Source organism: Serratia sp. DD3, assembly GCF_000496755.2.
The window spans coordinates 1-18,267 of sequence record NZ_AYKS02000051.1 but is presented as its reverse complement, the minus strand read 5'-3'; the positions used below and the strand labels follow the sequence as shown (position 1 = coordinate 18,267).

Genomic DNA, 18,267 nt, shown 5'->3' with positions numbered 1-18,267 from the left:
TTGGGGTCAGTGGTGGGGCCGCGCTGGGGGCTGGGGTAGCTATTGTGTTATTGCCGCTGTTTAGTAGCAAACTTCCCCCCCTTGCTCAGCTACCTGAATGGGTAAGCTTGGGTTACAACGCACTGAGTGCCTTCATCTGCGGTATGCTTACCACCTTGCTGGTCTATCGTATCGGGCGCTCGCCTTTTGGTACTTCCATGACGCTGATCCTGCTGGCCGGTATTGCTATCAGTGCTATGGCCTTTGCCGGGCTAGGACTGTTGAGTTACCTCGCCAGTGATCAGCAACTGCGTGATTTGAGTTTGTGGCAAATGGGCTCCCTGGCGGGTGCTCGTTGGCATTCGGTCGCACTTGCAGGTAGCACCGCGCTGCTGCTGTTGGTTTATTTTCAGCGGCAGGCACCGGCATTAAATGCGTTACTGCTCGGGGAATCTGAAGCACGCCATCTGGGCATTGCGGTTGAACCGCTGAAACGGTATCTGATCGTCAGTTGTGCCATGGGCATCGGTATCGGTGTTGCCGTTGCTGGCATGATCGGGTTTGTCGGGCTAGTCATTCCGCATCTGGTCCGTCTGGTTTGTGGCCCAGATTACCGCCACTTACTGCCATTAAGTGCCTTATGGGGTGCCATTTTGTTGTTACTGGCTGATGTGGGTGCTCGTTTGCTGGCACCTCCGGCAGAAATTCCGATCGGTATTATCACCGCCCTACTCGGCGCACCTTTCTTTCTCTGGTTATTATTACAACAAAAAAGGAGCCTGCCATGACCACTGCACTTAGCGTGCGTAATCTGAGTCTGCGTCGTGGCAACCGGCCAATCCTGCAAGAGATTAACTTAACGTTACAAGCTGGCACCCTAAGTGCCATCCTCGGCAGTAACGGCGCTGGCAAGTCGAGTCTATTCAATAGCATTGGCGGTGAGTTGCCCTATGAGGGAGACATCGAGATCCTCGGGCAACCACGCCAACATTGGCAACGTGCTGCGTTAGCCAAACGGCTGGCTATTTTACCCCAGTCATCTTCGCTGAATTTCGATTTTTTGTGTCATGAAGTGGTGCAGTTAGGGCGCCTGCCACACCGTAGCGGACAACAAGCAGACCGGCGTATCGCCGATCATTGCCTGGCACAAGTTGGGGCCACACATCTGGCTGATCGCCCTTACCCCGCGCTTTCCGGAGGGGAAAAACAACGGGTGCATTTAGCCCGGGTCTTGGCGCAATTACAGGATGACACCGCCACCGGGCAGCCCAATTTACTGTTACTGGATGAACCGACCTCCGCGCTTGATCTGAAATACCAGCATCAGATACTGCAACAGGTGAGCAACTATGCGCGCCAGGGGCATGCCGTGCTGGTGATCCTGCATGATCTGAATCTGGCTGCCCGCTATGCTGACCGCTTGATCCTGCTCCATCAGGGGCGCTGTTATGCTGAGGGTTCTCCAGAACAGGTATTGACGCCTGCGGCAGTGAAGACGGTATTTGGTATCGAAGTCAGCCTGATGCGGCATCCCCAGTCAGGGGTGATTCAGGTGTTTTGATTTAATGCAGGTTGCAGCAGTGGGGCTGCAACCTGCATAGTCAGAAAGATAGACTCTATTTCGCGCCGGCCAATACTGCGCTAACAATTTCAACCGCTTCGTGTTCGATTTTCTCGCGATGCTGAGCACCGAGGAAACTTTCACAGTAGATTTTGTACGCCTCTTCTGTGCCGGAAGGCCGAGCCGCAAACCAGCCATTGTCGGTCATCACTTTCAGGCCGCCAATGGAAGCGCCGTTACCCGGTGCCGTAGTCAGGCGCGCGGTAATAGGGTCTCCCGCCAAGGTGCTGGCTTGCACCATTTCTGGTGACAACTTGGAGAGTGCCGCTTTCTGCGCGGCAGTTGCCGGTGCCTGAATACGGTTATAACTCGGAGCACCAAAGCGTTTGGCTAACTGGTTATAATGATATTGCGGGTTCTCACCGGTGACGGCGGTGATTTCTGCTGCCAGTAAGCACATGATAATGCCGTCTTTATCTGTCGACCAAGGCGTACCGTTAAAGCGCAAGAATGAAGCCCCGGCACTCTCTTCACCACCAAAACCAAAGCTGCCATCAAACAAGCCATCAACAAACCATTTGAAGCCGACTGGCACTTCCACCAGCTTGCGGCCCAAATCTGCCACCACGCGGTCAATCATAGCGCTGGAAACCAAGGTTTTACCCACGGCAACATCGGCTCCCCACTGTGGACGGTGCTGGAACAGATAATTAATGGCAACCGCCAGGTAATGGTTAGGGTTCATCAAGCCAGCCGGGGTGACAATACCGTGGCGGTCATAATCGGGATCATTGGCAAACGCCAGTTCAAACTTATCGCGCAGGGCCAGTAAACCCGCCATGGCAGACTCGGATGAACAGTCCATGCGGATGATGCCATCATGGTCGAGATGCATAAAACGGAATGTCTGGTCGATGGAGTTATTAACCAGCGTGAGATCCAGTTTGTAGTGTTCAGCAATGCGTTGCCAGTAGGCGATTCCAGAACCGCCTAACGGGTCAACACCTAGCTTCAGACCCGCACGCTGAATCGCTGGCATATCAACCACATCCACCAACCCGGCGACATAAGGCTGTACCAGATCCTGCGCATGCAGATGACCACTGTTCCAGGCTTTTGCCAGCGATTGGCGCTGCACACCTTGCAAATGATGGGCTAACAGCTCGTTGGCACGTTTTTCGATCACTGACGTCAGGTTGGTATCCGCTGGGCCACCATTAGGTGGATTATATTTAATGCCGCCATCTTCTGGTGGATTGTGCGAAGGCGTGATGACAATACCATCAGCCTGCGCTCCGCCCTGGCGGTTGTAGCATAAAATGGCGTGAGACACCGCTGGCGTTGGGGTAAAGCCATTATTTTCCTGCACCACCACATCCACACCGTTGGCGGTTAAGACTTCCAACACGGAAATAAACGCTGGCTCAGACAAAGCATGGGTATCCTTGCCCACATAGCAAGGGCCATGAATATCCAGTTGCTTACGCATTTCAGCAATCGCCTGGGCGATAGCCAAAATATGGGCTTCATTAAAACTCTGACGTAACGCACTGCCACGATGCCCTGAAGTACCAAATTTTACCGCATGGGCTGGGTTACCGGCTTCCGGTTGCAGCACATAGTATTGCGATGTCAGTTGGGCAACGTTGATCAAATCACTTTGTTGGGCTGGTTGCCCAGCACGTGGGTCATTCGCCATAGACTCTCTCCCTAATATGCCAGTCTGTGGCCGGGCAATAAGTCGCTTGCAGACCACCATGACGGGCTGATTGCTAAATTAGATGGTATCGCAAACTTTTTCGATCAGCTCCACCGGGAACTGCATGGCTTGCATGATATGTTCGATCATACTGCGTTTGCGGCCAGTATTGGTGTTGGTGATCACCCAATAGGGTGTCCCTGGAACCTGTTTTGGTTTGGTATGCGTACCATTGGCCAGCAAAGTTTGCTGATCGCCAGCAAAATAAGTGCGGGTACGGCCGCGCAGGGCTTCCGTTGCGGCGGAAAAATCAGCCGCATCCAACCGGTACAAAGTGGACAGTAGTAGCAGAAAGCGATTTACTGCTTTCTGTTGTTGTGCATATTCCTCTGACCGCAAAAGTTCGCGCATCACACGCAGCGGATCAAGCGAGCGTTGCTTCTGAGTGGCAACCACCACCGGCTGGCCTGCAGTAATGGGAGCGATAGGCTCAGGCTGCTCGCCAGTAAACTTCAGCATACGCCGTAAAATATCAGACGCACTTTCCCCAATATGCTGCGTATGGCTGGCAATATAGCGGTAAAGATCCTCGTCGACTTCAATCGTTTTCATTTTCACCCAATACAGTGATTCTATTAGATTTTATAATTTTTTATGTTCGTTTTATTGCAAACCGCCGGGGTGGCAGCACAACGTGGTTACCTGGCATATTGCAATATGCCAAGGCGTAAAACCTACCATTTGGTAACCATCTGGTTTTATAGTGTTTCACCAACTTGAATTAGAGTAACAGACTCTAGACTGACATCCAACTTTACCCACGGCAATTGTGAGTGAGGTTATGATAAGCTGACCCCCTATTTCTAATGCACCGGTTTTCCCATGAAATTACACTATCAATTGCTCACGGCTGAGGTGGCAACCCCCACCAATCTGCCAGTGATACTCCTGCACGGCCTGTTCGGTAACCTGGATAATCTTGGCATATTGGCACGTGACCTCAATCATCAACATAACGTCATTAAAGTCGATCTACGCAATCATGGGCTTTCTCCCCGCGCGGCAGAGATGACTTATCAGGCCATGGCGCAAGATCTGCTCACGCTGTTAGACGATTTGCAAATAGAGAAAGCCATTGTCATCGGCCACTCCATGGGGGGGAAGGTGGCTATGGCACTGACTGCGCTTGCCCCTAAGCGAATTGACCGCTTAGTGGTGATTGATATCGCACCCGTCGACTACCAGCACACCCGCCGCCACGATAAAGTGTTCCATGCACTACAGGCCGTCAGCGAGGCAGGGATAACCCAGCGCCAACAAGCGGCTCAGCGGATGCGCGAGATATTGCCGGAAGAAGGGGTGATCCAGTTCTTGCTAAAGTCTTTCCAGGCTGGCAGTTGGCGCTTCAATTTGCCGGTACTCATGGCGCAATATCCCTCAATTATCGGCTGGCAGGAGGTGCCCACCTGGCCGCATCCTATCCTGTTTATCCGTGGTGCACTCTCCCCTTATATTCAGGATAGCTATCGCGACCACATCGCCAGCCAGTTTCCGCAGGCCCGTTCTTATGTGGTCGCGGGTTGCGGCCATTGGGTACATGCAGAAAAACCCGAAGCCGTATTAAGGGCCATCCACCGTTTTATTGACCAACCCTGAAGGACGATGACGATATCTCTCCAGCCCAATGAACTAGGCTGTTGTAAGCCAAGTTAAGCATTGTCGTCATTCCCCCTGCTAGGGTAAGATGGCGCGCTATCCTGAATAGGGTTCAAGTTGTCAGGTGTTGGTTTGGCCGCTGCAATTTGAATAAACCAGGGTATTGGTGTTAACCAAACCGTCTGGAAGCGTGAAAACGTTTTTTGATACCAACTCCTTTGCAGTAAAGCAATAATGGCAAAAGAATATACGGACCGTACAACGCTAGATCTGTTTGCAGATGAACGCCGCCCGGGACGCCCGAAAACCAACCCGCTTTCCCGTGATGAACAGCTTAAGATCAATAAGCGCAATCAACTACGGCGTGACAAAGTACGGGGATTACGGCGTGTAGAACTGAAAATCAACGCCGAGGCCGTGGATGCGTTGAATAAACTGGCGGATCTGCGCAATATCAGCCGCAGTGAATTAATTGAACAAATGCTGTTAACACAACTGGCAGAAGAACAGCTTGAAGCATGAACGGTGATGCCAGTACCCCTATAGCCCAGAGCATCACATAAATGTGATATAACCGCAGGGTAAATCTCTGGCATGATAGGGGTCTATTTACGGGTGGAGACGATACCTCAGGTAAATCTCACACCACATTTAAGCAACACAACAAATTGAATTAAAAGGTTATTCGCAATATGGCTCATGTAGGTATTTTCTTTGGCAGCGATACTGGCAATACCGAAAACATTGCCAAGATGATCCAGAAGACCCTCCATCAAAAATACGGTAACGATGTTGCAGAACTTCACGACATCGCCAAAAGCAGCAAAGAAGATCTGGCCGCATTTGATATTCTGCTGTTCGGGATCCCCACTTGGTATTACGGCGAAGCGCAATGTGACTGGGATGATTTCTTTCCCACACTGGAAGAGGTTGACTTCAACGGTAAGTTGGTGGCGCTATTCGGCTGCGGTGATCAAGAAGACTATGCAGAGTATTTCTGCGATGCGATGGGGACACTGCGCGATATCATTGAACCACGCGGTGCAGTGATTGTAGGTAACTGGCCAACCAAGGGTTACCATTTCGAAGCCTCTAAGGGGTTAGCAGACGACAACCACTTTATTGGTCTAGCCATCGATGAAGATCGTCAACCTGAATTAACCAACGAGCGCGTAGCAGCCTGGGTCCAACAGATCTGTGAAGAACTCAGCCTGGCGGAGATCATCGGTTAAGCCTGGATTGCACCAAACCGGTTCTACAATAACAGGTTCAACAATTAATACGTTGACCGCACCAAGAGGCTCTACAGGGCCTCTTGGCGTAAGATGACCGCTGCGATAAAGCCAAAAACCACCACTTTGTCGGTTAAATCAACCAAGTCACGTGTAGAGAGGTCTGGGTGAGCAATGTCTTGGTGAGCAATACCTTGGTGAACAACTAGGCCTTTGTGAACAACCAGCGGTTCCTATTTACGTCAACCGGTTCTATAATGAGACGCAATTACGTCTTTGCGCCAGCCCGGCATCATAAGCGGGAACTGCTCAGCATTGATTAGTACCGTGTTTGATTAGCATAATAACAGGACTGAACCCGCATGACTGATAACAATAGCGCATTGAAAAAAGCCGGCTTAAAAGTCACGCTTCCACGACTTAAAATCCTTGAAATACTGCAGGATCCAAAATGTCATCACGTCAGTGCTGAAGACCTGTACAAAAAACTGATCGACCTCGGGGAAGAGATTGGTCTGGCTACGGTTTATCGGGTACTCAATCAGTTTGATGATGCCGGTATTGTCACCCGTCACAGTTTTGAAGGTGGCAAGTCAGTCTTCGAATTAACCCAGCAACATCATCACGACCACCTAATTTGCCTGGATTGCGGCAAAGTGATCGAGTTTAGTGACGAGTCCATTGAGGCACGCCAACGGGATATCGCCAAACGGTATAATATTAAACTCACCAACCACAGTTTATACCTGTATGGTCATTGTGAAACCGGTGATTGCCGTAACAATGAAGCACTGCACAGCGAGAAATAACCGAGCGCTATCAGGTTGTTCCCATTAAGCAAGCAGCGATGCTGTTTGCTGTTCCATTTAAGATGCCCTTTAAACCGCAAGCCTATTGACTGAATGACAGCGCAGCCCATAAGGGACCGCGCTGTTACCCGTTTCAGCCGGATTATATATCCATCTTGGCCCAGGTATCACGCAAACCCACCGTCCGGTTAAATACCAGATGATCCGCTGAGGAATAGCGGCTATCAGCACAAAAATAACCTTCACGCTCAAACTGATAGGCGTTTTCCGGCTCGGCAGTGCGCAGACTGGCTTCAACAAAACCTGGCTTGATCACCAGTGACTGCGAATTAATGGTAGAGAGGAAATCCTCTGCCGCCCCCGGGTTAGTCACACTGAACAAGCGATCATACAGGCGAATTTCTGCGGGTATGGCATGGGCTACAGAAACCCAATGAATCACCCCTTTCACCTTGCGGCCATCAGCAGGATCTTTACCCAGGGTTTGCGGGTCGTAGGTACAAAAAATGGTGGTGATCTCACCCGCAGCATCTTTCTCTATACGCTCCGCTTTGATGACATAGGCGTTACGCAGGCGAACCTCTTTCCCCAGTACCAGGCGCTTATACTGCTTATTGGCTTCCTCACGGAAGTCAGCACGATCAATATAAACTTCACGGCTGAATGGCACTTCCCGTGAGCCCATTTCCGGTTTATTCGGATGGTTAGGTACGGTCAGCGTCTCCACAGCATCCGACATGTTTTCAATCACCACTTTGACCGGATCCAGCACAGCCATGGCGCGCGGCGCATGTTCATTGAGGTCTTCACGGATACAGGACTCCAGTGCTGCCATCTCAACGTTATTATCCTGCTTGGTTACGCCAATACGCAGGCAAAACTCGCGAATAGAAGCGGCAGTGTAACCACGACGGCGCAACCCGGAAATGGTCGGCATGCGGGGATCATCCCAACCTTCCACCACTTTCTCTGATACCAGTTGGCTCAGTTTGCGCTTGGACATAATGGCGTACTCAAGATTGAGCCGCGAGAACTCATACTGGCGCGGGTGGCATGGGATAGAAATATTATCCAGCACCCAGTCGTACAACCGGCGGTTATCCTGGAACTCCAGTGTACATAGCGAATGCGTGATCTCCTCCAGTGCATCGGAAATGCAGTGGGTGAAATCGTACATCGGATAGATACACCACTTGTTCGCTGTCTGGTGGTGATGGGCAAACTTGATACGGTAAATGACCGGATCGCGCATCACGATAAATGGCGATGCCATATCGATTTTCGCGCGCAAACAGGCTTGGCCCTCGGCAAACTCGCCATTGCGCATTTTTTCAAATAGCGCCAGGTTCTCGGCAACCGAACGGTTGCGATAGGGGCTGTCTTTACCCGGTGCGGTCAAGGTACCGCGATATTCACGGATCTGTTCTGGCGTTAATTCATCAACATAGGCTAAACCCTTGTTGATCAGTTCAACGGCATACTGATGCAGTTGATCGAAATAGTCTGAGGAATAACGAATCGCCCCGTCCCATTTAAAGCCCAACCACTCGACATCCTGCTTGATAGAGTCAACAAACTCGATATCTTCTTTGACCGGGTTGGTGTCATCAAAACGGAGATTACATTGGCCTTGATAATCTTTGGCAATGCCAAAGTTTAGGCAAATGGATTTAGCATGGCCGATATGCAAATAGCCATTCGGCTCTGGCGGGAAACGAGTATGTACCGACTGGTGCTTCCCGGTCGCCAGATCTTCATCAATAATCTGACGGATAAAATTGGTTGGGCGGACTTCTGCCTCACTCATATCATGATTCCTCAAATACAACGCACCACTGATAACCGCATATATTCCAACAAGCCACGGTTGGAAACAACCGTTTGTTGCACCAGAAAGCAGGTTATCAGCATCAAAAATAAAAAAACGGGAAAAGATCGCTCTTTTCCCGCCAAGGTTATTGGCACCTTATGAGGTGCCCAACACGATTAACCCACTTATTTTTGGATTTCGAACAGTTTGGTCTCACCTGCAACCACATGGCCGCTGGCCAAGGCCGTCAACCCAGCATAATCATCAGCATTGCTGACCACCACCGGGCTTATCATTGAGCGGGCATGGGCATTCAGGTAATCCAGGTCCAGTTCCAGAATCGGCTGACCGGCTTTCACTACCGCCCCTTCTTCGACCAGGCGTTTAAAGCCCTGACCATTGAGCGCCACGGTGTCGATACCCATATGCACCACGATTTCTGCACCTTTTTCAGTTTCCAGGCAGAAGGCATGATTGGTATTGAAAATCTTCACCACGGTGCCATCTGCAGGTGCCACCACGGTTTTATCCGTTGGGCGAATCGCCACACCGTCACCCACCGCTTTACTGGCGAAGGCTTCATCCGGCACTTGGTCCAGTGCCACAATTTCACCGGTAACCGGGGCAACCAGCGCTTGGAACAGAACTTTATTGGTATTAAGTACCGCTTGCGGTTTGACTTCAGCCGTAGCAGCGGCCACTGCGGGGTCAGCCGCTGCCGCAACTGGGCCTGATGCCACCACCTGACCCATCGCGCTGGCGATCAGTTCGGCACGAGTACCAACGATAATCTGCACGCTTTGCTTATTCAGGCGAATCACACCCGAAGCACCCAAACGTTTTGCCATAGCATCATTCACCCGTGCTGAATCTTTTACATTCAGACGCAGACGAGTAATACAGGCATCAATGCCAGTGAGGTTTTCAGAGCCGCCAATGGCGCTCACATAACGGCGTGCCAAAGTGGTGATTTCATTTTCATCTTTATTTACACTGGTATCCACGTCATAACCATCAGCCTCATCACCGGCAACCGCCAGTTCACGACCCGGAGTCAGCAGATTAAACTTGCTGATAGTGAAACGGAACACCACGTAATAGATAGCAAAGAACACCAAACCTTGCGGTATCAGCATATACCACTGAGTTGCCAGCGGATTGCGTGTTGACAAGAACATATCCACCAGACCCGCACTGAAGCCGAAACCGGCAATCCACTGCATACTGGCGGCAATAAATACTGAAATACCCGTCAGCACTGCGTGGATCACATACAGTACTGGGGCAACAAACATAAAGGAGAATTCCAGCGGCTCGGTGATACCGGTGAAGAAAGAGGCAAACGCCCCTGCCAGCATAATCCCCAGCACTTTGGCTTTATTCTCCGGGCGAGCACAGTGGTAAATGGCCAAGGCGGCGCCCGGCAAACCAAACATCATGATCGGGAAGAAACCAGCCTGATAACGCCCAGTAATTCCGACAATGCCCTTGCCAGATTCAATGGATTGCTGACCACCCAAGAAGTTAGGAATATCATTGATGCCAGCCACATCAAACCAGAACACCGAGTTCAGTGCATGGTGTAAGCCAACCGGAATTAATAAACGGTTAAAGAAGGCGTAGATACCCGCCCCCGCCGAACCCAGTTTCTGGATATGCTCACCAAAGTTCACCAGGCCACCAAACACTACCGGCCAGACGTACATCATGATAAAAGCAACCAGAATCATCAGGAAGGAGATCAAAATAGGTACTAAACGGCGGCCACTGAAGAACGACAGTGCTTTGGGCAGTTCAACACCGCTGAAACGGTTATAAACCTCAGCAGAGATGATCCCCACCAGAATACCCACAAACTGGTTCTCAATTTTACCAAATGCCACCGGTACTTGATCAACCGGGATTTTCTGGATCATCGACACCGCAGCCGGTGAACACAGGGTGGTTAATACCAGGAAGCCAACAAAACCGGTCAGCGCCGCTGCCCCGTCTTTATCTTTTGACATACCATAAGCCACACCCACAGCAAACAGCACCGCCATATTGTCGATAATCGCCGCACCCGATTTGATCAGCAATGCGGCCAGTGCGTTGTCACCGCCCCAACCGACAGGATCAATCCAGTAGCCCACCCCCATCAAGATGGCGGCGGCTGGCAATGTCGCCACCGGAACCATCAAGGCCCGGCCAATTTTTTGTAGATAACTAAGAATATTCACCCTTCCCCCTATTTGGTCCGCAAACGGACCTGATTTAGTAGTTTATTAAGCAAGTTCACTACTTTTTAGAAATCATTTTGTATGGTGCTAATTACGCATGATGGAGTGTAAAAAAAATATTTCGCATCGCAAATTAAAACCGCTGTTTTTGTGATTTGAATCACTTTAAAGCACGCTTTAATCCGCAGAATGCTAGCCATAATACAAAACTTATTTTATCATACAAAAAATCACTGAGCGTAATGCCTACGCGAACGTCATAAAGCTAAGTTACGCTTACAGAGTATTATACCCTAGTTCATTCACGTTGCAGGAAGGCAATAGCAAAGTCAGGTGCTGCAACTTGAATAACCACGGGTTTGGCTAAGGTTTATTCTACCAAGAGGTGTACAATGAGACTGATCCCCCTACAAGATACCGCACACGTCGGCAAATGGGCTGCACGCCACATCGTCCAGCGGATTAATGCATTCAACCCAACGGCTGATCGCCCATTCGTACTTGGCCTACCTACTGGTGGCACCCCGTTGGAAGCCTATAAACACCTGATTGCGATGCATAAAGCGGGTGAAGTCAGCTTCAAGCACGTGGTCACTTTTAATATGGATGAATATGTCGGCCTACCGCAGGAACACCCGGAAAGCTATCACTCATTCATGTATAATAATTTCTTTGATCATATTGATATTCCAGATGAAAATATCAATCTGCTGGATGGTAACGCGCCAGATGTTAACGAAGAGTGCCGTCTGTACGAAGAAAAAATGAAATCTTACGGTAAAGTTAACCTGTTTATGGGGGGCGTGGGGGTTGATGGGCACATTGCTTTTAACGAACCCGCTTCTTCTCTGGCTTCGCGTACCCGGATCAAAACACTGACCGAAGAGACGCGTATTGCCAACTCACGTTTCTTCGGCGGTGATGTCAGCCTGGTACCCAAGTATGCCCTGACGGTGGGTGTGGGTACGCTGTTGGATGCGGAAGAAGTGATGATTCTGGTGACTGGCCGTGGCAAAGCTCAGGCGCTGGAAGCGGCAGTGGAAGGCTGTATTAACCACCTGTGGACCATCAGTTGCCTGCAACTGCATCCTAAGTCTGTAGTGGTGTGTGATGAACCTTCCACTATGGAACTGAAAGTGAAAACCGTGAAATACTTCCGCGAATTAGAAGCGGAAAGCGTTAATAGTCTTTAAATTTTTATAGGGGGCTACATGTTTGCTTTAACCCAATGCCGGATCTTCACTGGTCACGATATACTTGATGACCATGCCGTGGTCGTTGCTGGTGGCCTGATTGACCAGGTCTGCCCACTGGCTGAGTTACCGGAAGGTATCGAAACTCGTGATCTGGGTGGTGCCATGTTAGCCCCCGGTTTTATTGACGTGCAGCTTAATGGCTGTGGCGGTGTGCAATTTAACGATTCCCTTGACGCTATTTCAGAAGAAACACTGGAAATCATGCAGCGCGCCAACGAGAAATCCGGTTGTACCAGCTATCTGCCTACGCTGATCACCTGCAGTGACGATTTTATGAAGCACGCCGTCAATGTTATGCGTGCTTATCTGCAAAAGCATCCCAATCAAGCGCTGGGTTTGCACCTGGAAGGCCCTTACCTGAGCCCGGTAAAAAAAGGCACACACAACCCGGCGTTTATCCGCCAGCCAACCACTGAGATGATCGACTATCTGTGGGCCAATGCCGATGTCATCACCAAAGTGACCTTGGCTCCGGAAATGGTTGAGCCCCAAGTGATTAAACAACTGGCGGACGCCGGTATTGTGGTTTCTTCGGGGCACTCTAATGCCACTTATCAGCAAGCGCGTAACGGCTTCGCGGCTGGGTGTACCTTCGCCACCCACCTCTATAATGCCATGCCCTACATTACTGGCCGTGAACCTGGCTTGGTCGGGGCCATTTTTGATACGCCAGACGTCTATACCGGTATCATAGCCGATGGCCACCATGTCGCCTGGGCGAGTATTCGTAATGCCAAACGGCTCAAAGGTGACAAATTGGTGCTGGTGACAGATGCCACCGCACCTGCCGGAGCGGATATAGACCAATTTATTTTTGCTGGCAAAACCATATACTATCGTGATGGATTATGTGTTGATGAAAACGGTACGCTAAGTGGTTCCGCTCTGACGATGATCGACGCGGTGCGTAACACCGTGGAGCATGCGGGTATCGCTCTGGACGAAGCACTGCGTATGGCAACACTGTATCCGGCACGGGCCATTGGCGTAGAGCGGCGTTTGGGTTCTATCACCGCCGGCAAAGTGGCCAACCTGACCGCCTTCACCCGCGATTACCAGGTTACGCAAACCTGGGTTAACGGCCATGAGGTTTATACTCAAGCCCAATGAAGTTGCGAGACAAAACGCGCTGCGTTTTGAACAGCGCTTGTGCTGGCTCTTTAGAGCGAGGCCTGGCTTAGGCCGAGTAACGCGGCAAAGCCAGGCCCGAAGGGAAAATCACAGAGAAGTGATTTCTAACGGATTTTAACGCTGCTTGCAGCGGCCCCAACGGGGTGGGCCTTAGGGAAGAGGCGAATAACTGTAGCCAACACCGCTTCAGCTTCATTGGTGACGGGTATAATTGATATCCAGTGACAACTAGCGAGCAAATCTATTGATGAAGAGTGGCGGACAGACGCAGATAGGGAATATTGATTTAGTTAAGCAACTCAATGGCGCCGCAGTTTATCGCCTGATTGACCAGCAAGGCCCTATTTCACGCATTCAGATTGCTGAACTTAGCCAACTTGCTCCCGCCAGCATCACTAAAATTACTCGCCAGCTATTGGAGCGTGGGCTGATCAAAGAAGTTGAACAGCAAGCCTCTACCGGTGGACGCCGTGCTATTTCCATTGTGACTGAAACCCGCCATTTTCATACGGTGGCGGTCCGCCTTGGTCGGCACGATGCCACCATCACCTTGTATGACATGAGCGGCAAGTCCCTCGGTGAGGAGCACTATCCTTTGCCGGAACGGACACAGGAAACACTGGAAAATGCCCTGTTCCATGCCATTGAGCAGTTTCTCACCAGTTATCAGCGCAAATTGCACGAGCTGATCGCCATTGCGGTTATTCTGCCCGGTCTGGTGGACCCCGCTTTAGGCATCGTTCACTACATGCCACATATCACTGTCAATAAATGGGCACTGGTTGACGGCCTGCAACGGCGTTTTAGCGTCACCAGTTTTGTCGGGCACGATATCCGCAGCCTAGCCCTTGCCGAGCACTATTTTGGCGCCACTCGCGATTGTGAAGACTCCATTCTGGTGCGTCTGCACCGGGGTACCGGGGCCGGGATCATCGTTAACGGCCAGATATTTCTCGGCAACAATGGCAACGTGGGTGAAATTGGTCATATCCAAATCGACCCGTTGGGGGAGCGCTGCCACTGCGGTAATTTCGGTTGTCTGGAAACTGTCGCGGCCAATGCCGCTGTCGAAAATCGCGTGCGCCACTTGCTGGCACAGGGCTATCCCAGCAAACTGACGCCGGATGATTGCGGTATCAGCGCTATCTGCAAAGCAGCCAACCAGGGTGACCCCCTAGCCAGTGAAGTCATCGAACATGTTGGCCGTTACCTGGGTAAAGCGGTCGCCATCGCCATCAACCTGTTTAATCCGCAAAAAGTGGTGATTGCTGGCGAAATTATCGAAGCTAAGAACGTGTTACTACCGGCTATTCAGCGCTGTATCAACACCCAGGTGCTAAAGGCGTTCCGCAAGGATCTACCGGTGGTCACTTCAGCACTTGATCACCGTTCCGCCATTGGTGCTTTTGCCCTGGTTAAACGGGCAATGCTCAATGGCGTACTGCTACAACGGTTACTGGAAGGCCACGCCATCTGCGATGACTAATTCAGGTTACAGCCATGCCCCGTGCCGACAAATCGATTAAACCATTGTCGAGGACATATAGACCCGCTATGCTCTGCTCTTTCCGCCTTGATGACCCGCTATTGTGGCTACCGCTGCATGGCTTCTCATCAATATTTGTATACCCAAGTTCATCCATGTTGCGGCCAATACCGTATAGCTTGAATGCCGATAGGTATAGCAACTCTGTTGCCGGGGGAAGAACCATCACTATGAGAACCAGCCACCATGACGATTAAAAATGTGATATGTGACATCGACGGCGTGTTATTGCATGACAATACTCCGATTGCCGGTGCCGATCTGTTTCTGGCGCGCATTCAGGAAAAAGGAATGCCGTTGGTGGTGTTGACTAACTACCCTTCGCAAACCGCACAAGACCTGGCTAACCGTTTTAGCGCCGCCGGGTTGGAAGTACCAGAAAACGCGTTTTACACTTCAGCCATGGCCACGGCGGATTTTCTGCGCCGTCAGGAAGGTAAAAAAGCCTATGTGGTCGGTGAAGGCGCGCTGATCCATGAACTCTATAAAGCCGGTTTTACCATTACCGACATCAATCCGGACTTTGTTATCGTTGGTGAGACTCGCTCCTACAACTGGGACATGATCCATAAAGCCGCCTACTTCGTCAGTAATGGGGCGCGCTTTATTGCCACCAATCCGGATACCCATGGACACGGTTTTGTCCCTGCCTGCGGCGCACTCTGCTCCCCTATTGAGAAGATCACCGGACGTAAACCTTTTTACGTGGGTAAACCCAGCCCGTGGATTATCCGAGCGGCACTGAATAAAATGCAGGCGCACTCAGAGGACACGGTGATTATTGGCGATAACCTGCGCACCGATATTCTGGCTGGCTTCCAGGCGGGTTTAGCCACCGTACTGGTGTTATCGGGTGTTTCTACACTGAACGATGTTGAAAACATGCCATTCCGCCCCAGCTACATCTACCCTTCCGTCGCTGATATCAGCATCTTTTAGTCAGGCTGGCTTGATGGCTTATGGCGGCATGGCTGCACCATAGGCAATCAGGTCACCCCACTTAAAAATTAACGATTCAATAGTTTTTTAGCTTAAAAACTGAATATTCGCTAATTATAAATCCTCTCTGCTAAATTTTTTCCGTCATAAAGTTAAATCTCTTGCATTCACCCCAGGTTTAGCCGCATTTTCATCATCAGTAAAGCCATGGGGTGATCATCATGCCCACGGCCCAGCCAGATGAATAACATCAGGTATCAATTTATCAAGAGTATGAGGAGAGTCATTATGTGTTCTATTTTTGGCGTGCTCGATCTGAAGTCTGATCCGCTTGAATTGCGTAAAAGAGCGTTGGAGTTGTCGCGCCTGATGCGCCACCGCGGCCCTGACTGGTCCGGTATCTATGCCAGTGATAAAGCGATTCTTGCTCATGAACGCCTGTCGATTGTTGATGTGAATCATGGCGCTCAACCGCTCTACAACGCGGCAGGTAACCATATTTTGGCAGTGAACGGGGAAATTTATAATCACCAGGCATTGCGCCAGCAATTAAGTGACCGTTATGCATTCCAAACCGCTTCCGACTGTGAAGTGATCCTGGCGCTGTATCAGGAACAAGGACCGGGCTTTCTGGATGAACTGCAGGGCATGTTTGCCTTCGCCCTCTATGATGCAGAAAAAGATGCTTATCTGATTGGTCGTGACCATCTGGGTATCATCCCGCTCTATATGGGGCATGATGAACATGGCAACCTGTTTGTGGCTTCTGAAATGAAAGCGCTGGTACCGATATGTCGCAGCATCAAAGAGTTCCCGGCGGGTAGCTATCTCTGGAGCCAAGAGGGAGAAATTCGCCAATATTATCAGCGCGACTGGTTCGACTTTGCTAATGTGGCCGATAACACCACTGACGCCAATGCACTGCGTGATGCATTGGAAGAGTCAGTGAAAAGCCACCTGATGTCCGATGTCCCCTATGGGGTGCTGCTTTCTGGCGGGCTAGATTCCTCCGTGATCTCGGCCATTACCAAAAAATATGCCGCCCGTCGTGTGGAAGATGATGAGCGTAGCGAAGCCTGGTGGCCGCAACTGCACTCCTTTGCCGTTGGCCTGGAGGGTTCACCGGATCTGGCAGCGGCGCAACAGGTGGCTAATCACCTCGGCACGGTACACCATGAGCTTCACTTCACGGTACAAGAGGGGCTCGATGCCATCCGTGATGTGATTTACCATATTGAAACTTATGATGTGACCACGATTCGCGCCTCAACACCGATGTACCTGATGTCCCGTAAAATCAAGGCGATGGGCATTAAAATGGTGCTATCAGGGGAAGGTGCCGATGAAGTATTTGGTGGTTATTTATACTTCCATAAAGCCCCCAATGCCAAAGAGTTCCATGAAGAGACGGTGCGTAAGCTATTGGCACTGCATATGTACGACTGCGCACGTGCCAACAAAGCCATGTCGGCCTGGGGAGTCGAAGCCCGTGTTCCCTTCCTGGACAAAAAATTTCTCGATGTGGCCATGCGCATCAACCCGAAAGACAAAATGTGCGGCAACGGCAAAATGGAAAAACACATTCTCCGTGAATGTTTCGAGTCTTATCTGCCAGCCAGCGTCGCCTGGCGCCAGAAAGAGCAGTTTTCTGATGGGGTTGGCTACAGTTGGATTGATACTTTAAAAGAAGTGGCCGCCAAACAGATCAGCGATCAACAGTTGGAAACAGCTCAATTCCGCTTCCCATACAATACGCCGACGTCAAAAGAAGGTTACCTGTATCGTGACATTTTCGAACAGTTATTCCCTCTGCCCAGCGCCGCCGAATGTGTTCCCGGTGGCCCCTCCGTCGCCTGTTCGTCGGCCAAAGCCATTGAATGGGATGAGTCCTTCAAAAAGATGGACGACCCGTCTGGCCGAGCGGTAGGGGTACACCAATCCGCCTATCAGTGATATCTCATGGGGGAGACGACTCCCCCTTTTGTTGATGTTTTTCAGCAGTAATTCTTTTATTTGTCTATTTTATAGACAGACTGTTCACAACCCAGACAAACAACACACTCAGTCGCTTTTTCGGGAAAAAATTAGTTGACGCAAAACGACCATATACGCATAATGCGCCCCGCAACGCCGATGAAGGTAACGCAAAAAAGATGGCTACGTAGCTCAGTTGGTTAGAGCACATCACTCATAATGATGGGGTCACAGGTTCGAATCCCGTCGTAGCCACCACTTTTTTTTGCGGGAGTGGCGAAATTGGTAGACGCACTAGATTTAGGTTCTAGCGCCGCAAGGTGTGCGAGTTCAAGTCTCGCCTCCCGCACCATCTCTTTCGTCGTTGTGTATACAGCAGGTGGGGTATCGCCAAGCGGTAAGGCACCGGTTTTTGATACCGGCATTCCCTGGTTCGAATCCAGGTACCCCAGCCAT

General features: G+C 50.7%; 15 protein-coding genes and 3 tRNA genes. 14 read left to right on the top strand and 4 right to left on the bottom strand.

Annotated features, from left to right (window positions below):
• Both IO95_RS09825 and IO95_RS09820 read left to right on the top strand, forming a co-directional pair.
• Window positions 1-767: iron ABC transporter permease (locus IO95_RS09825; protein ID WP_037385095.1), on the top strand; the 767-nt coding region annotated here is incomplete at its 5' end.
• On the top strand, window positions 764-1,540 hold the full coding sequence (locus IO95_RS09820; RefSeq protein WP_023490640.1) for a heme ABC transporter ATP-binding protein: 777 nt from the start codon (window positions 764-766) through the stop codon (window positions 1,538-1,540). The genes IO95_RS09825 and IO95_RS09820, both read left to right, overlap by 4 nt.
• 55 nt (window positions 1,541-1,595) lie before the next feature.
• Here the strand turns inward: IO95_RS09820 and pgm are convergent, their stop codons facing one another.
• Together pgm and seqA are read right to left on the bottom strand one after the other, a co-directional pair.
• Complete coding sequence (pgm, locus tag IO95_RS09815) at window positions 1,596-3,239, bottom strand: phosphoglucomutase (alpha-D-glucose-1,6-bisphosphate-dependent) (protein WP_023490639.1); 1,644 nt, start codon at window positions 3,237-3,239, stop codon at window positions 1,596-1,598.
• Window positions 3,240-3,317: 78 nt separating this feature from the next.
• Entirely contained in the window at window positions 3,318-3,851 is a 534-nt protein-coding gene (seqA, locus tag IO95_RS09810) for a replication initiation negative regulator SeqA (RefSeq protein WP_023490638.1), read from the bottom strand.
• Window positions 3,852-4,121: 270 nt separating this feature from the next.
• Between seqA and ybfF the strand changes: the two genes are divergently transcribed.
• The 4 genes from ybfF (at window position 4,122) to fur (ending at window position 6,936) form a co-directional block, all read left to right on the top strand.
• Window positions 4,122-4,895, top strand: a complete 774-nt coding sequence (ybfF, locus tag IO95_RS09805; protein WP_023490637.1) for an esterase — start codon at window positions 4,122-4,124, stop codon at window positions 4,893-4,895.
• 234 nt (window positions 4,896-5,129) lie between these two features.
• On the top strand, window positions 5,130-5,417 hold the full coding sequence (gene ybfE / locus IO95_RS09800; RefSeq protein ID WP_023490636.1) for a LexA regulated protein: 288 nt from the start codon (window positions 5,130-5,132) through the stop codon (window positions 5,415-5,417).
• A gap of 170 nt (window positions 5,418-5,587) precedes the next feature.
• Entirely contained in the window at window positions 5,588-6,127 is a 540-nt protein-coding gene (gene fldA / locus IO95_RS09795; RefSeq protein WP_023490635.1) for a flavodoxin FldA, read from the top strand.
• A 362-nt stretch (window positions 6,128-6,489) separates the two neighbouring features.
• Window positions 6,490-6,936, top strand: coding sequence for a ferric iron uptake transcriptional regulator (gene fur, locus IO95_RS09790; protein WP_023490634.1), 447 nt, complete (start codon window positions 6,490-6,492; stop codon window positions 6,934-6,936).
• A 142-nt stretch (window positions 6,937-7,078) separates the two neighbouring features.
• Here fur and glnS read toward each other — a convergent pair whose 3' ends face one another.
• Complete coding sequence (gene glnS / locus IO95_RS09785; RefSeq protein WP_023490633.1) at window positions 7,079-8,743, bottom strand: glutamine--tRNA ligase; 1,665 nt, start codon at window positions 8,741-8,743, stop codon at window positions 7,079-7,081.
• 188 nt (window positions 8,744-8,931) lie between these two features.
• Window positions 8,932-10,965, bottom strand: a complete 2,034-nt coding sequence (gene nagE / locus IO95_RS09780; protein WP_023490632.1) for an N-acetylglucosamine-specific PTS transporter subunit IIBC — start codon at window positions 10,963-10,965, stop codon at window positions 8,932-8,934.
• 392 nt (window positions 10,966-11,357) lie between these two features.
• Between nagE and nagB the strand changes: the two genes are divergently transcribed.
• The 8 genes from nagB to IO95_RS09735 all read left to right on the top strand — a co-directional run bounded on the left by nagB (window position 11,358) and on the right by IO95_RS09735 (window position 18,266).
• The gene (nagB, locus tag IO95_RS09775; RefSeq protein WP_023490631.1) at window positions 11,358-12,158 is read left to right on the top strand and encodes a glucosamine-6-phosphate deaminase; all 801 of its coding nucleotides are present in this window, start codon (window positions 11,358-11,360) and stop codon (window positions 12,156-12,158) included.
• Between the two features lie 18 nt (window positions 12,159-12,176).
• Window positions 12,177-13,331: an N-acetylglucosamine-6-phosphate deacetylase gene (gene nagA / locus IO95_RS09770; RefSeq protein ID WP_023490630.1), complete on the top strand. Its 1,155-nt coding sequence runs from the start codon at window positions 12,177-12,179 to the stop codon at window positions 13,329-13,331.
• Between the two features lie 268 nt (window positions 13,332-13,599).
• On the top strand, window positions 13,600-14,838 hold the full coding sequence (locus IO95_RS09765) for an N-acetylglucosamine repressor (protein WP_023490629.1): 1,239 nt from the start codon (window positions 13,600-13,602) through the stop codon (window positions 14,836-14,838).
• A 246-nt stretch (window positions 14,839-15,084) separates the two neighbouring features.
• The gene (locus tag IO95_RS09755) at window positions 15,085-15,837 is read left to right on the top strand and encodes an HAD-IIA family hydrolase (protein ID WP_023490628.1); all 753 of its coding nucleotides are present in this window, start codon (window positions 15,085-15,087) and stop codon (window positions 15,835-15,837) included.
• A 288-nt stretch (window positions 15,838-16,125) separates the two neighbouring features.
• The gene (gene asnB, locus IO95_RS09750; RefSeq protein ID WP_023490627.1) at window positions 16,126-17,790 is read left to right on the top strand and encodes an asparagine synthase B; all 1,665 of its coding nucleotides are present in this window, start codon (window positions 16,126-16,128) and stop codon (window positions 17,788-17,790) included.
• 202 nt (window positions 17,791-17,992) lie between these two features.
• Window positions 17,993-18,069, top strand: a tRNA-Met gene (locus tag IO95_RS09745).
• 9 nt (window positions 18,070-18,078) lie between these two features.
• A tRNA-Leu gene (locus IO95_RS09740) sits at window positions 18,079-18,163 on the top strand.
• A gap of 28 nt (window positions 18,164-18,191) precedes the next feature.
• Window positions 18,192-18,266: transfer RNA gene (locus IO95_RS09735), tRNA-Gln, on the top strand.
• The last annotated feature ends 1 nt before the right edge of the window (window position 18,267 follow it).